The organism is Shewanella sp. NIFS-20-20, assembly GCF_019209865.1.
GTDB lineage: Bacteria > Pseudomonadota > Gammaproteobacteria > Enterobacterales > Shewanellaceae > Shewanella.
Genome location: NZ_JAHUTT010000029.1, coordinates 32,263 through 47,436, shown reverse-complemented (window position 1 = coordinate 47,436; position 15,174 = coordinate 32,263). Strand labels below are relative to the sequence as shown.

General features: G+C 44.4%; 15 protein-coding genes and 1 pseudogene. 11 read left to right on the top strand and 5 right to left on the bottom strand.

The window, feature by feature from the left end:
• Positions 1-161: 161 nt before the first annotated feature.
• Positions 162-1,613 (bottom strand): capsule assembly Wzi family protein, encoded by a 1,452-nt coding sequence (locus tag KU855_RS10750; protein ID WP_218530287.1) that lies wholly within the window; start codon positions 1,611-1,613, stop codon positions 162-164.
• 37 nt (positions 1,614-1,650) lie between these two features.
• Positions 1,651-2,130: a pantetheine-phosphate adenylyltransferase gene (gene coaD / locus KU855_RS10745; RefSeq protein ID WP_218530283.1), complete on the bottom strand. Its 480-nt coding sequence runs from the start codon at positions 2,128-2,130 to the stop codon at positions 1,651-1,653.
• A 253-nt stretch (positions 2,131-2,383) separates the two neighbouring features.
• Here coaD and KU855_RS19080 point away from each other — a divergent pair, with 253 nt between their 5' ends.
• From KU855_RS19080 to KU855_RS10710, 7 genes and pseudogenes are all read left to right on the top strand, one after another.
• On the top strand, positions 2,384-2,593 hold the full coding sequence (locus tag KU855_RS19080) for a hypothetical protein (protein ID WP_371316352.1): 210 nt from the start codon (positions 2,384-2,386) through the stop codon (positions 2,591-2,593).
• A gap of 32 nt (positions 2,594-2,625) precedes the next feature.
• Positions 2,626-2,916, top strand: a complete 291-nt coding sequence (locus KU855_RS19075; RefSeq protein WP_371316351.1) for a hypothetical protein — start codon at positions 2,626-2,628, stop codon at positions 2,914-2,916.
• A 36-nt stretch (positions 2,917-2,952) separates the two neighbouring features.
• Positions 2,953-3,845: pseudogene (locus tag KU855_RS19070) on the top strand (WavE lipopolysaccharide synthesis family protein).
• Positions 3,846-4,061: 216 nt separating this feature from the next.
• The gene (gene wecB / locus KU855_RS10725; protein ID WP_371316350.1) at positions 4,062-5,189 is read left to right on the top strand and encodes a non-hydrolyzing UDP-N-acetylglucosamine 2-epimerase; all 1,128 of its coding nucleotides are present in this window, start codon (positions 4,062-4,064) and stop codon (positions 5,187-5,189) included.
• A complete protein-coding gene (locus KU855_RS10720; RefSeq protein ID WP_218530281.1) occupies positions 5,186-6,298 on the top strand; it encodes a glycosyltransferase family 4 protein in 1,113 nt (370 codons plus the stop codon). The genes wecB and KU855_RS10720 overlap by 4 nt, the downstream gene beginning before the upstream one ends.
• A gap of 174 nt (positions 6,299-6,472) precedes the next feature.
• A complete protein-coding gene (locus KU855_RS10715; RefSeq protein ID WP_218530280.1) occupies positions 6,473-7,309 on the top strand; it encodes a phosphorylcholine transferase LicD in 837 nt (278 codons plus the stop codon).
• Positions 7,306-7,701 (top strand): adenylyltransferase/cytidyltransferase family protein, encoded by a 396-nt coding sequence (locus KU855_RS10710; RefSeq protein WP_218530279.1) that lies wholly within the window; start codon positions 7,306-7,308, stop codon positions 7,699-7,701. Before KU855_RS10715 ends, KU855_RS10710 begins: the two co-directional genes overlap by 4 nt.
• A gap of 50 nt (positions 7,702-7,751) precedes the next feature.
• Here the strand turns inward: KU855_RS10710 and KU855_RS10705 are convergent, their stop codons facing one another.
• Entirely contained in the window at positions 7,752-8,819 is a 1,068-nt protein-coding gene (locus tag KU855_RS10705; protein WP_218530278.1) for a hypothetical protein, read from the bottom strand.
• 37 nt (positions 8,820-8,856) lie between these two features.
• The gene (locus tag KU855_RS10700; protein ID WP_218530277.1) at positions 8,857-9,888 is read right to left on the bottom strand and encodes a glycosyltransferase family 9 protein; all 1,032 of its coding nucleotides are present in this window, start codon (positions 9,886-9,888) and stop codon (positions 8,857-8,859) included.
• 80 nt (positions 9,889-9,968) lie between these two features.
• On the opposite strand from KU855_RS10700, the gene KU855_RS10695 reads away from it, so the two are divergent.
• The gene (locus KU855_RS10695) at positions 9,969-10,700 is read left to right on the top strand and encodes a 3-deoxy-D-manno-octulosonic acid kinase (RefSeq protein ID WP_218530276.1); all 732 of its coding nucleotides are present in this window, start codon (positions 9,969-9,971) and stop codon (positions 10,698-10,700) included.
• Between the two features lie 13 nt (positions 10,701-10,713).
• Here the strand turns inward: KU855_RS10695 and waaA are convergent, their stop codons facing one another.
• Positions 10,714-11,997, bottom strand: coding sequence for a lipid IV(A) 3-deoxy-D-manno-octulosonic acid transferase (waaA, locus tag KU855_RS10690; RefSeq protein ID WP_218530275.1), 1,284 nt, complete (start codon positions 11,995-11,997; stop codon positions 10,714-10,716).
• Between the two features lie 124 nt (positions 11,998-12,121).
• Here waaA and KU855_RS10685 point away from each other — a divergent pair, with 124 nt between their 5' ends.
• The 3 genes from KU855_RS10685 to tdh all read left to right on the top strand — a co-directional run bounded on the left by KU855_RS10685 (position 12,122) and on the right by tdh (position 15,154).
• A complete protein-coding gene (locus tag KU855_RS10685; RefSeq protein ID WP_218530274.1) occupies positions 12,122-12,769 on the top strand; it encodes a TetR/AcrR family transcriptional regulator in 648 nt (215 codons plus the stop codon).
• Between the two features lie 157 nt (positions 12,770-12,926).
• Positions 12,927-14,120, top strand: coding sequence for a glycine C-acetyltransferase (locus tag KU855_RS10680; protein ID WP_218530273.1), 1,194 nt, complete (start codon positions 12,927-12,929; stop codon positions 14,118-14,120).
• 8 nt (positions 14,121-14,128) lie between these two features.
• Positions 14,129-15,154, top strand: a complete 1,026-nt coding sequence (tdh, locus tag KU855_RS10675; protein ID WP_218530272.1) for an L-threonine 3-dehydrogenase — start codon at positions 14,129-14,131, stop codon at positions 15,152-15,154.
• Positions 15,155-15,174 lie beyond the last annotated feature (20 nt).

Here is a 15,174-nt window from a genome sequence, read left to right as displayed (position 1 = left end):
TGCGAGACAGTTCAAGCTTGATGGGAAACGGGATAGGGCCTATCCACGTGCGTTAAAAATGAGTAAAAACAAGTATCCCATTAAGTCTAAGAAAAATGCCGTTCACACTAAGTGAACGGCATTACCCGATGGGCGCCTTTATTGTGCTCAGTATTTACGCCTTAGAACTTATATTCATACGAACTAAACACTGTGCCATTGGTGTCTGAGCTATCAGTCTGCTCAAACTCTGAATTAGACACTGTACCGCCAAAGGTTAGCATGCCCTGCCAGATAGGCATGCGATAACTCATCTCCAGCATCAGTAAATCTTCTTTTGGCGTCACCGGCGCCCAACCGTTAGATGGACTCAAGCCGTCTTTATTCAGCTGAGCATAACGCAGGAAGGCATGAAGCCCTTGGCTATTAGCAAATTGCACCACCATCCCTAACACATACACTTGAGCATCGCTGTCATAGGTTGAGCCTAGAGCTCGGTCATAGTAACGTGACCCGCTGAGATAGGTGCTATGCTCGTAGAAACAATTAAACGCACTTTCGTCTTCGCCGCAAGCACGCAAGGTATCTGTGTATTCAACAAATAGTTTATATTGTTGTTCACCATCACCAAAGCGCGAATCCATGCCCCATAAGTAGCCGCAATCGGCTAAATCTAATGGGCTCGGACCACTTGAGTCTTCGCAAGTTTTTTCAAGATACAAGCCCAAGGGAATATCCCAAAAGGTATCGCTATAACGAATATCAAAGCCCGCCATTTGGTTACCGAAATTGGTACAGCCAAAGCCAACATCATTGCGACAATCCTTCTGACCAGTTAACGCTTTGAAGAAAGTGCTGGCATCACACTCTTGGCCTTCTCCGCAAAACTGCATGGTCCAAGAAAAACCAATTTCTAATTGTTGCAGCGGTCGTAAAGTACCTCTGGCATTCCATAGCAAAGTATTGGGCGCGTAGCGCTCTTGCTCAAACAAACTCAAGCCCGTGGTTAACGTCCAAGGACCAATCCACGATAACCACGGCGTTTCAAAACCGTGAGCATTATTGCGGCTCAGCATTATCGATGGCATCGGACGCGCATTGGTCGATTTCATTAAACCAGTATCAAACCCAGGTCCCCACCATTGATCTAAGGTGCCAGCGGTAAAGACCCAATTACCCAGCACCATGGCCAAATACGAGTCATCGAGGCGGTACTCTTTTTCATCGATAGGATCATAATTGGCCGAGGCCGAAAGCTTGTATGCGAAACGCGAGCCGGTATATTCGTGAGAAACAGTTAACTGTCCTTGCTCGCGATAATCGCTACCAAAATGCTGAAAACGCGCAGGATCTGAGGCGGCAACCAATTTGAGTCGGCTATTGCCCCGATTTTGAATGGCATTACGATAGTAAAAATTGACCCGAGCAAACGCCGTAGCCAATGCCGGTGTCAACAATGAAGGTTCTGCTTTGGCTAAATCGACGCCAATGCCTGCCCACATCAACGGATAGGTATTCACTGGCACCGTGATCACCCCGGCATCGGCCAAGGCCTGAATGTCTGCGCGTAAATACACATCCGAGGTATCGACCCAAGGCGCTGCCGTTAACGTGCCGCTCCACGCCAATACCATAAAAAATAGGACACGAAAGTAGGCGGTTATTGATGGTTTATTTAAGTTTTGCATGCAGAGCGGTGTCGACCTCAGGATGAACAAACTGACTAACATCACCGCCATGTAAGGCGACTTCTTTAACCAAGGTGGATGAAATAAAAGAATTTTTCTCAGCAGGCGTTAAAAAAACACTTTCAAGCCCAGGACTTAAACGTCGATTCATATTGGCTAACTGAAATTCGTATTCGAAATCTGAAACAGCGCGCAGTCCACGCACTAACACGCCGGCTTGTTGCGTCTTGGCAAAATCCACCAATAAACCTGAAAAGCCCACTACTTCGACATTAGATAAATGAGCCGTGACATTTTCAACCAAAGCGACGCGCTCAGCCAAAGTGAATAAGGGTTGTTTACTCGGACTGGCCGCAATGGCAATCACCACAGTATTAAACAAACGCGAGGCTCGCTCGATTAAGTCTGTATGCCCGTTAGTAATAGGATCAAAAGTCCCAGGATAAATAGCGCGAGTGTGCATGAGAACGTCCATAAGCCTTGACGATATACCGAACTAAGATCCTACCTTGGACGCCATCATTTGTGAATGTTTTATCGCATTAAAGTGAATCAAATGCCCCCCCGCTCTGACATCGGCGATTAATCGGTCATCTAAGCCGAACGGCGCTATAATCTGACGTCAGATTAACCAAGTTTAGCCCGTATGTGGCTTGGTTCACCCTTGCTTACGACTTACACTATTTTCTTTTTCAGTAGGTAACGAATCAAGAAGCTTGATCATCGATCTCGATGGGACCTTAACTCAAGCGAATAGCACCGATTACGCCAATGTATTGCCGCGCCTTGATGTCATTGCCAAGCTGCAACAATACCATGCTGAGGGCTTTACCATCGTGATTGCTACCGCGGGCAACATGCGCCGCTGTGATGGGAACGTTCGCAAAATCAACATTATGCTTTACCGACCATTGTCGCTTGGCTAACAAAATATCAGGTGCCTTATGATGAGATCATCGTGGGCAAACCTTGGTGTGGTCATCAGGGGTTTTATATTGATGACCGAGTCATCGCGACCGTCGAAAAACATCCGGTCTCAAATCTAAGTAGCACCGGCCTATATCATTTTAGTCATGCAAAAGATTTCACATTGACCTTTGAATGCGAAGTCAAAAGACCGGCCACAGCCTGGCAACAAGCCGAGCTTTATATTGCGCCACTTTACAATCACCTGATTAAAGCAGGGAAAGATATTCGCTATCACCGAATAGGAGCGAAAAGAGGTCATCTTTTGCGGTGTACCCAGTGAATATGAAGCCTACCTCACACTCTGGCAGCCATCCGCATGATTCGCTTTAACGATATCAGCGTGGTTCTTCAAGGCCCCGTACAAGCAAGCGCAGAACGCCTTCAAGTGCCAGGCATTACCCATCATTGCATTGCCAGTATTCGTGAGTTTTTACCGGGTGCCACAGTGATTCTGTCGACCTGGGAAGGACAGGGCTACAGCGGCCTTATACCCGATATATTACTACTCAATCAGGATCCTAGACCCAACGTCATTGCTAAAAATGTCCATGGTAATGTGCTATATCAAAACTTTAATCGTCAGATTGTGTCGACACAACAAGGATTAAGCAGTGTCACCACAAAATACGCAGTGAAACTAAGGGCGGATAATTATCTGCTCGGCAACCAATTTGTATTCTATCAACAAGATTTCCCAAAAAGAGCGGTCGCCGATCGTAGGTTTCAGCAAAGAGTGGTATTCAGCAGTTGTTATTTTCGCAAATTTTCCGAGGGTTTTGAGGTGATCATGCACCCAAGTGATTATTTCAATACGGCCTAACACAAGACCTCCTCAGTATCTGGTCAATACTTCTAGCAACAGATATTGATGATTCAGTATGCGAATCGACGACCAAATACTCACCGTTACATGCCGAACAATCATTGTGTCAGCTTTGGCTCAACCAGCTAGATAATCATTCATCAACGCTTATGCATCGGCACGCAGGGACGAAAGAACACAAACAATACTGGCAAAAATTTGTTGCATCGAATTTGGTTGTACTAGAACAACTCGGGTTAGGCTTGATTGGCAAATATTGTACAAGACATACTGGGAACCAAGCTTACAAGTTACAAAATTTTAGTTATTTCGTCATATCGGTTGGAAGCGCGCAATCAATAATCCGTTATCAAGGCTTAAATATTGGACTTTTACCGCTAACCTAAAGTAATTAATCATGTTTTAATAATAATCGCAGCATACTTTAAATTGTCACTATCATGTAAAACATACTAATTGCATAGAAAGCAGTCCCCAAGTTCAGTAGAATATTCGCCATAACGTCAATCAAGTCGCCTTAAGATATGATGCTAATCGCCCCAAACTGGCTTCAATCATAAGGTGTTATAAACAAACAAATAAGCATATTAAGTTGGACTATTGTGAAAATTCTTCTAGTGTTTGGCACTCGGCCCGAAGCAATTAAAATGTGTCCATTAGCGAAAGTATTAGCTGATGATCCCCTCTTAGACGTCAAGATTTGCGTTACTGCCCAGCACCGGCAGATGCTTGACCAAGTGCTAGATATCTTCGAGCTCACCCCAGATTTTGATTTGGATTTAATGAAGCCTAATCAGACTCTTGAATGGTTAACCGGCGCAATCGTAGAAGGCGTTGGTCAAGTAATTCAACAATTTCAACCTCAACTCGTGCTAGTTCATGGGGATACGACCACCTCATTTGCAGCCGCATTGGCCGCATTTTACCAAAAGGTTGATGTTGGTCATGTGGAGGCGGGATTACGAACTGGGGATATCCATTCGCCCTGGCCAGAAGAGGCAAATCGAAAGTTAACGGCGGTGTTAACAAAACTGCATTTTGCACCGACAAAATCAGCTGCTGATAATTTAACACGAGAAGGGATTCGCACTCAGGATATTTACGTTACTGGGAATACAGTAATTGATGCTTTGCTAGAAACAAGGAAGCATATCCAGCGACAAGGCATTCAAGCATTACCTGAAATTACATCCATATTACCTAAAATACAGAATAAACTGGTCATCCTTATCACCGGCCATAGACGAGAGAATTTTGGCGTTGGATTTGAAAATATCTGTGCCGCATTAAAGATGATTGCGCTTGCCCATCCTGAGGTACAGCTTGTATATCCTGTTCATCTAAACCCACAAGTTCAAAAGCCTGTACATGATTTTTTAGGTAATTTACCTAACTTCCACTTAATCTCCCCCTTAGACTATCAATCGTTTGTCGCGTTGATGGATATGGCCAACATTATTTTAACAGATTCAGGTGGCATTCAAGAAGAAGCACCTTCACTAAAAAAACCAGTGCTAGTTCTACGTGATAAAACTGAACGTCCTGAAGCTGTAGAAGCCGGTACGGTTAAATTGGTAGGCACTGACATTGAGAAGATTGTAAAAGAAGTCAATCAGCTAATAAATGATCCCCATGCATTTGGCCATACCGAAAACCCATATGGAGATGGTAATGCATGTGTCAAAATTGCTGATATTATAAAGTCCCGTTATCAGGTATATACACAATGAACATTTACATTATTTATCGAGCCATGTTCAATGATGACGGAACAATGAACACCATCGGTGGCATTGAAAATTATATATTGAATTTGATTGACTTATTCAAACGGCAAGGGTGGTCATGCCATATAGTGCAACCTGCAAGTTCTGAATTTACTCATAAAGAAAAAGATCTGACTATTCATGGAGTAAATACAGGTATTTTAAGAGGGAATTTAAAAAAATTCGCCCTTACTAAATGGGTGAAAAATAACGCAGACAGACGCAATGACATTGTTATTTTTGCCACTGACACTTACTCAGTTAACATGAGGGGCTTTAAAACAATTGCAATTCAACATGGTATTTCTTGGGATAAACCTAAAAAGAACAAGAATAAATTCCTGCAATTTCCCGGCTCATTAGTCAATCAGATTAAGTATTTGTCATATATCAATAGCAATACAACATTAGTTTGTGTTGACCATAACTTTGTGAACTGGTACCGCACTTGGTTTAATACCGACAACAACAAAGTGAAAGTCATTTATAATTTTTATCAAGAAAAAATAACCGAAATAGATTTTGAAAAAAAATGGAGTGAATTGAATGATATAAAAATAATTATTGCTAGAAGATTTGTAGATTATCGTGGAATAGGTTTTATTGCACCTATTATAAAAAAACTAATAGAAAGCCATAATGTCAGCATTACTTTTGCTGGAAGTGGTCCATTAGAAAGTTATCTTCATAAATTATTTAATGACAACCCAAAGGTTTCAATAATTAAATATGGCCCAAATGAAAGCTACTCAATCCATAAAGACCATCATATCGCCATCATTCCTACTCTCGGTTCAGAAGGCACGTCGCTCTCTATGATTGAAGCGATGGCTGCAGGTTGTCTCGTGATTAGTTCAAATGTAGGCGGGCTATCCAACTTATTGATTAACAAATATAATGGTTGGTTAATTATGCCAAGCGAAAAACAATTTGAATATGCATTAATGCAGTCAGTAACACACTTAGCAGCGTCAAAGTCACTGGCCCAAAATGGATTACAGACCATTTCTACTGCAAGCTCACAGGAAGCTTGGGGCGAGGCATGGTTAAGTACCATTAAAGAGTTAATATAATTCAGCGTGTGGCAGTACACCATGACGAAGCCAGCTATTAGCTAAAAAATTGCAACGATACAAAAACACCCAAAAAACAAACAAACCCAAGAAGCCAACCACAAACAACAATCGCGCAACAACTAGCAATTAAATTTGAAATCATCGAATATTTACATTGCAGCAATCTTAATCTTGAATAGAATTGCCTCTGCATTTGAAAATGGGGCAATTGCTTTGAGTTTAACAAGAAAAGTTCAACTACATCAAATCAACATGATGAAACAATTAATTGACGTTTTCAACAGAAATGAAATTAATTATTTTGCTATTGGTGGAACTGCCCTTGGTGCTGTCAGACATCAAGGATTTATTCCTTGGGATGATGATATTGATATTGCAATGTCAAGAGCTGACTACAACAAGTTTTTAACGCTTCAAAGCGAGTTGCCAGAAAACTTATTTATTCAGCATTTTTATACAGATAAAGAATATCCACTCTATTTTACAAAAGTACGTGATTCCAACACATTATTTTTAGAACGCAATCGAAAAAACTATGACATTAATCATGGGATTTTCATTGACATTTTCCCATGGGATAACGTCAAAGAGTTATCAAAAGAAAAATCTGAAATTAAATCTTGCATTGATAGGTTTCGTAGAACGCTGTGGACATCTTATAAACGTAAAAATTTATTTGCTTGTCTTAAAACACACTACTATCGATCTGTTTATAAGATAAATTGTTCAAAAGAAGCATTTAAAATTATCGATGACCTTCATCAAAAAAATAACAACCACGAAGTCGATGCAATTGGCAATGTCATGTTCAACGACTTGATTAAACATGAAGACCTCTATCCATTGATAACAATGAAGTTTGAAGATATAGAAATTAATGTACCTAAAAACGTTAATAAATATCTTCAAGAAAAATATGGTGATTATATGAAGATTCCGGATGAGTCTCAACAAATCACCCATAGCCCGATTGAGATCAAGTTTAGTCTCAAGGAGTCCCTCAGTTGAGTAAGCGAATCATCACTTTTGGCACATTTGATGTTTTTCATATTGGCCACATCAATATTTTAGAACGTTGTGCAACGCTTGGAAATGAATTGATTGTCGGTGTTTCCAGCGACCAATTAAATTTCAATAAAAAAGGTAGAATGCCAATTTATGATGAAGCCAGTCGCATAAAAATTATAAAATCTCTTAAGTTTGTGTCTGACGTGTTTGTAGAACATTCATTGGAACTTAAGCGTAAATATATTCAACATTATAATGCTGACATTTTGGCCATGGGAGATGATTGGTTTGGAAAATTCGATCATTTAAACGATTTGTGTGACGTGATTTATTTCCCAAGAACCCCATCGATTTCAACTACGGAAATCATTGAAATAACTAAGAAATTGTAAGTTATATTCGGTATAACCAAGATAAATTGACTTGGTTATACCTTTTTTTACTAATGATCTCTTAGCAACCGCTCTATTTCACAGAGGCCCAAAGCTAAACCATCCATTGTCGGGTTACGTAACATCGCAGACACTAATTTGTCGCGGGTTACTTGGGATAACAAGCTCTGATATTGCTCAATCATGGCCTCTTTTTCAGTCGCACAACTCAGAATCAATCCTTGGTCAAAACACACCTTAATTCTTGCGGGTTGGTCTTTAGATACCGGCACTGCTAATGTCGCCACATGTAAAGCAATTGATTGAAGTAAGGTGTCACCACCGCTAATAACCGCCCCTTGAGCCAGTGTTAATAAATTAATGAAATCAGCATTAGAAATTGAAGAAATGCAAATGACACCCTCTAGTTGCGGTAAAGGCTTGGGGTAATTTGGGCCAAACACCATGACACTCATGACACCCGAGTTTGCCGCCCCCTCAGTAGCCACAGATGCGAAAATATCTGCCGCCAATTGTTGACCTATTTTATGCCCCCCCGATCCCGCATTAAATAGGACAAACTTATCTTGTTGTAACTGGTACTTTTTCAGTAATTTATTTTGCTCAACCCTATCAGGCGCAGTAAATACAGGGCCAATATTTAGAGGTAGTGGTTTTTTGAGCAACTTCAGTTTGCAGCAATCCAAACTGGAAACTGGCCCGATTACAAACTCAGGTTGAACAACCCAATGACTGTCAGTGACCCGAGCCCGGCCAATTTTCATACCTCGACTACGTTTACGTTTATGCTGACTGATAAAGACAACTTTAGCACCGAGTGAGTGAGCTTTTTGCAATTGCGACTGACGACCGGATGCATCAAAGATGACTAAATCAGGCATAAATTGTTCCATGAAATGATTCACGGCCTTCACTTCTTTTGTCGGGCTTTGATTTAATAGAGTGCAAGGAAATGGACACTGACTTGCATAAGGGGCTTGGTTGCTGAGCATAAAATGTATTTCTGCATCAGGCCATCGAGCTTTAATCGCCTCGGCAAAAATTATGGAACGCATATATTCGCCAATCCCCTCGGCTGACGAAACGGGCACAAACAACACTTTAGGACTGGTTAACATACTGACTCTCTTTGTATTGACTAATAGCCAATCATCTTTAACGACAGACAAATTCAGCCAATTGATCGACCACTTGCTCAACGCTGATCTTTGCCATTAACTCGTGACCTTTAGCGCGAGTTCCCCAAGCCATCGTTTGGTTTGGATACTGTTCGGTCATCACTTGCTCATAAACACTGACCACCCGCTCTTGTGACAGGTAAGGGCCTGTCCGACCAGGATTGGAATGCGCATATAAGCCGATCACGGCTGTGCCTTGAGTCACCGCCATGTGCGCCGGTCCAGTATCAGGAGCAATGACCACGGTCGCGCGCTTTAATAGTGCGAGCAATTGACACAAAGTGGTTTTTCCAACCAAATTAGTTAGCTCTGCACGACAATGAGCTTGAATTTGCGTGGCCAATTGCTGCTCACTGTCACTTGGGCCACCACAAAGCAATACCCGCAAACCTCGTTCGTTGGCATAGTCCGCAATCGCGCCATAACGCTCAGGCAACCAATTACGTTCAGCCTTACTGGCTGACGGGCAGATAATTAATACCTTAGCCCCGGTCGCAATGTGCGCTTTGGCAAACTCGGTATCTGCCTCGGGTACTGGAATATTCCAGCGAGGCGTTAAATCCGTCACGCCTATTTTTTTGGCAAACCCCATAAAACCATCCAATACATGAGGTTGCCTCTGAGCTGCAATCGCCTGATTGGTCACTAACCACTGGCCTTCTTTAGCGCGCGCTTTATCAAAACCAATACGGGTGGTCGCCTTAATAAATAATGAGGCAATGCTGGCCCGTAAGGCGACTTGCATATGCAGGAGCACATCAAATTTACGCCCCTTAAGTGCTTGTGCCAATTGCTGGTAGCTGCGCCATCCCTGTGATTTGTCAAAAATGACAAATTCCACACCGGGGAGATGCTTTAATAACTGGTATTCAACCTTGCCTATCACCCAAGTTATAGCAACTGTGGGATAGTGACGCTGAATCGCCTGCACCATGGCCACTGCGTGGCAAACATCACCTATGGCAGAAAGGCGTAAAATACAAATAGATTGATGTGGTTCCAGTTCCATAGCGATAGCCAGTTAGTAGGTGCAAGGCGTGGATCTTAATGTAGAATAGCCTCGTGTTCCATGTTTTGGCCCAACTAAATATGTCATTTACGCTCAAGATCCAAAAGCTTGATCAAACAAGCTTACTTTCAACCCAATTTGCACCGCAACAATTAAGTCCAGATTGGTTTGAGCCTGATTATTGGCAGAGCCGTGATGCGGTGATTGGGTCTTCATGTGGCCGCTATACGACGTGGTTTGTCGAGCAGGACCGCCAACAGTGGGTGTTGCGTCATTATTGGCGTGGCGGCGCTATCGCCCGCCTCTCTAAAGACAAATATTGCTATTTAGGCTTGCAACGCACCCGCGCAGCCGCCGAACTGACCTTATTAAATACCCTGTGGATTGAAGGGTATCCAGTGCCTAAGCCCATTGCGGCGCGAGTCATTCGGCACGGATTATTTTACCAAGCGGATATTTTAATCGAAAAAATTGCGGGTGCACGGGATCTGGTCGATATCCTCAGCGAGCAAAGTTTCGATATGGAGCAATGGCAAGCCTTAGGTGGTTGCATTGCTAAGTTTCATCAGCGCGGCGTTTATCACGCAGATTTAAATGCCAAAAATATCATGCTTAATGAAGATGGCTTTCATTTAATCGATTTTGATCGGGGGGCCATCAAGCCGGCATCTCATCAATGGCAACAGGCTAATCTGGCGCGATTACTGCGCTCATTCACCAAAGAAAAATCCAAGCAGCCTCACTTGGCCTTCAGCGATGATTGCTGGATGAGCTTACTTAAGGGTTATAACCTCACCCGTGCATTGGGTTAATTCGCGCCAACAATCATGAGTTGCGCAGTTGTTGCTCTATCACAGTTAATTGTTTGGTTAGCGCGCCACGATTATTGGCCAATACCCGTTGGCCAGCCTTTGCTGCAGCGTGTAACTCCCGCGGATGTTGAGCCCTGAACAGTAATAATTGCCCCAAGGCATGACCATCAGTGACCAAGGTTAAGTTGCCTTCACCACGTAATAACTCGGTGATTTCTAAAAAATCTCGAAAATTTGGCCCCATATACACCGCAAGGCCCAGTGCGGCGGGCTCTAAAGGATTGTGGCCCCCATGCACGATTAAGCTACCGCCGACAAAGGCTTGATCAGCGCAAGCATAAAGATCCAGTAACTCCCCCATGGTATCGCCCAATATCACTTGGGTCTCTGCTTCTGGCGCTTGTTGCTCGCTGCGGCGGACAAAGGACAAGCCGGCCGCCGCTAAGGTTTGAGCTGCGAGGTCAAACTGCTCTGGGTGCCTCGGCACCATGATCATTAGGGCGTTAGGCTGCTGGGCCAACACCTGCTGATGCGCCGCGATGATCTCGGTAAATTCCCCAGGATGAACGCTTCCCGCCACCCATACCGGCGCATCTTGCCGCTGCCATTGTTGGCGCCAGTGTTGAGCTTGTTGAACTCGGCTCTTATCGACAGTTAAGTCAAACTTTAAGCTGCCGCACACTGTCACCACATCAGGATCAACGCCTAGGGCAATAAAACGTGCCGCCTCGGCATCGGTTTGCACGGCTATTGCGGCCAATTGCTGCAGCATAGGCCGGATCAGCCTGAGTCTTTGTTGGTATTGATTGGCCGATTTAGCCGACAAACGGGCATTAGCAAGCACCACTTTAGCGCCAGCCCGATTGCAATAATGCACCAAATTTGGCCACAGTTCCGTTTCCATAATGACCACGAGTTGCGGCGCCACTTGCCGAACAAAGCGCGCCACCGCCCATGGAATATCAAACGGTAAATACACGTGTTGCACTCGTCCAAGCGCGATTTCGGCAGCGAAAGCTTTAACGATCTCGGCCGATCCGGTCGGGCTCGTGCTGGTTAACGTCAAGCGATATTGAGGATGATCTCGCAGCAATTGCCTAATTAACGGCAAGGCCGCCAAGGTTTCGCCCATGGAAACCGCATGGATAAGCACCTCGGTCGAGGCTAACCGTTTGATGCCAAAGCGCTCTCGCCATCTCAATCGATACGCCGGATCTTTTCGGGATCGCAGCATGAGGTATATCACCAGAACGGGGGTCAGCAAGGTGACCAAAATAGAGTAAAGCAGTCGGTTCATATTAATTTATGCTTAAAATCGATTTTGCTTGGGGCTTGATGCCAATGTTAACATAAAGCCGCAGCACACAGCTCAAGACTGCAAAAAGGTAATTCAATTAAGCACTTTATCCTTAGGGAATCCCATGAAAACGCGTGATAAAATTATTTTAGCTAGCCTTGAGTTATTCAATGAACATGGTGAGCGAGCCACCACCACCAATCACATTGCGGCGCACCTCGGCATCAGTCCGGGCAATCTTTATTACCACTTCAGAAACAAAGAAGACATCATTCGCTGTATTTTCACTCGCTATGAAGAGCACCTGCAACAGGGGTTTCAACCCTATGTTGAACAACAAATCGATGTCGAACTCTTGCTCAGTTATTTTGACGCCATGTTTTACACCATGTGGCAGTTTCGATTTATGTACGCCAATCTCGCCGATATCCTGAGTCGAGATGACACCCTAAAGCAACGATACTTAACCGCTCAGCAATCAGTATTGCAGCGTTCAAGTCAGGTCTTATCTCAATTATGTCAAGACGGCTTTCTCAATATTGAACATGGGAAAGTGGTTGAACTGGCCGACACGATTAAAATGATCGTTAGCTCGTGGATTGGGTATCAACTCACGCAATCAAGCACCCATCAAATCAGTAAAGCCACTCTGTACGAAGGCTTACTGCGGGTCTTGATGATCTTCAAAAGCTATGCCATGCCAACCTCGCTCGAGACCTTTGAGCGCATGGAACAACATTATCGCCAGTTATCACGGCCAGAGGTCGCTTAAGCTTTTAAGAATATTTGCCGAGCTAAATCACATTTCGGCCAGCCCCACCTGTGCGCTGGCGCGCTCACTTATATCAAAAATGACTGTAGAGCCGCTGAATTTAAGGTTAAAATGCCAACAACTCCAACAATCACAATAACTACCCTAGGAGACATCCGTGGCCTCGTCATCTTTTTACCAGCAAATTAAACAACAAATCCAAGATGTAAAGGCTGAAGGCCTCTACAAGAGTGAACGTGTCATTGCTTCAGCTCAGCAAACGGCTATCGAAGTAAATCAAAAGCAAGTCATTAATTTCTGTGCCAATAACTACCTCGGCCTCGCCAACCACCCTGACCTCATCACCGCCGCCAAACAAGGCTTAGATCACCATGGTTTTGGCATGGCATCGGTACGTTTTATCTGTGGCACCCAAGATATTCATAAGCAACTAGAAGCCTCATTAAGTGACTTTTTGGGCATGGAAGATACCATTCTTTATTCTTCATGTTTCGATGCCAACGCAGGTCTTTTTGAAACCTTATTAGGCCCAGAAGACGCCATTGTTTCAGATGCATTAAATCATGCCTCGATCATCGACGGTGTGCGTTTATGTAAAGCCAAGCGCTTCCGTTATGCCAATAATGATATGGCCGATTTAGAACAACAATTGCAAGCCGCTCAGGCTGCGGGGGCGCGCCACATCTTAATTGCCACCGATGGCGTGTTCTCCATGGATGGTGTGATAGCGAACCTGCAAGGGGTGTGTGATCTGGCCGATAAGTATGACGCCTTAGTCATGGTTGATGATTCTCATGCGGTCGGTTTTATTGGCGCCAATGGTCGTGGTACTCATGAACACTGCCAAGTGATGGATCGCGTCGACATTATTACCGGGACTTTGGGTAAGGCTTTGGGCGGCGCCTCTGGAGGCTTTACCTCGGGCAAAAAAGAAGTCATTGATTGGCTGCGTCAGCGTTCACGTCCGTATTTATTTTCTAACTCATTAGCGCCAGCGATTGTGCAAGCCTCGATTCAGGTATTGGCATTGTTAAAATCTGGTCATGCCTTGCGTCAAGCCGTTTGGGATAATAGCCAGTATTTCCGGGCGCAAATGTCAGCGGCAGGTTTTACCTTAGGTGGCGCCGACCATGCCATCATTCCCGTGATGATTGGTGATGCTAAATTAGCTTCAGAATTTGCTAATCGACTTCTGCAAGAACATATTTATGTGGTCGGTTTTTCGTACCCGGTAGTGCCTAAAGGCCAGGCGAGAATTCGTACTCAAATGTCGGCGGCCCATACTCAAGCCCAGTTAGATCAAGCCATTGAAGCCTTTACTCGTATTGGCAAAGAATTAGGCATTATTTAAGGATCATCATGAAAGCGCTCAGTAAATTGCACCCTAAAGAAGGTATCTGGCAAGTGGAAGCTCCCATGCCAGAGGTTGGCCACAATGACCTGCTGATCAAGATCCGTAAGACGGCAATTTGTGGTACCGATGTCCATATTTATAAGTGGGATGAATGGTCACAAAAAACCATTCCGGTACCCATGATTGTTGGTCACGAATACGTCGGCGAAGTCGTGGGTATGGGCCAAGAAGTCCGCGGCTTTACTATTGGCGATAGGGTCTCGGGTGAAGGCCATATCACCTGTGGTTATTGCCGAAATTGTCGCGCCGGTCGTACTCATTTATGCCGCAATACCACAGGTGTAGGGGTCAACCGCCAAGGCTCATTTGCCGAATACTTGGTGATCCCTGCATTTAACGCCTTTAAAATCCCTGATGATATTAGCGATGATATGGCCGCCATTTTCGATCCCTTCGGCAATGCGGTCCATACCGCGCTATCTTTTGATTTAGTGGGTGAAGACGTATTAATTACCGGTGCCGGCCCCATAGGTATTATGGCGGCGGCTGTGTGTCGTCACGTAGGGGCTCGCCATGTAGTGATCACCGACGTCAACGAATACCGCCTCGAATTAGCCCGGAAAATGGGGGCGACCCGAGCCGTTAATGTCGCTAGCGAAGACTTAACAGCGGTGATGAGTGAACTCGGTATGACCGAAGGTTTCGATGTTGGCTTAGAAATGTCTGGAGTGCCCTCGGCGTTTCACTCCATGCTCGATACCATGAATCATGGCGGTAAAATTGCCATGCTCGGTATTCCAAGTGGCGACATGGCGATTGATTGGAGCAAGGTGATCTTCAAGGGGCTGGTGCTAAAAGGCATTTATGGCCGCGAGATGTTCGAAACTTGGTACAAGATGGCCAGCCTTATCCAATCCGGTCTCGATATTAGCCCGATCATTACTCACCATTTTGCCATCGATGATTTCCAACAAGGCTTTGATGCCATGTGCTCCGGCCAATCTGGTAAAGTCATCCTCGACTGGTCTTAAATACCACGGCGGGCTTGCCC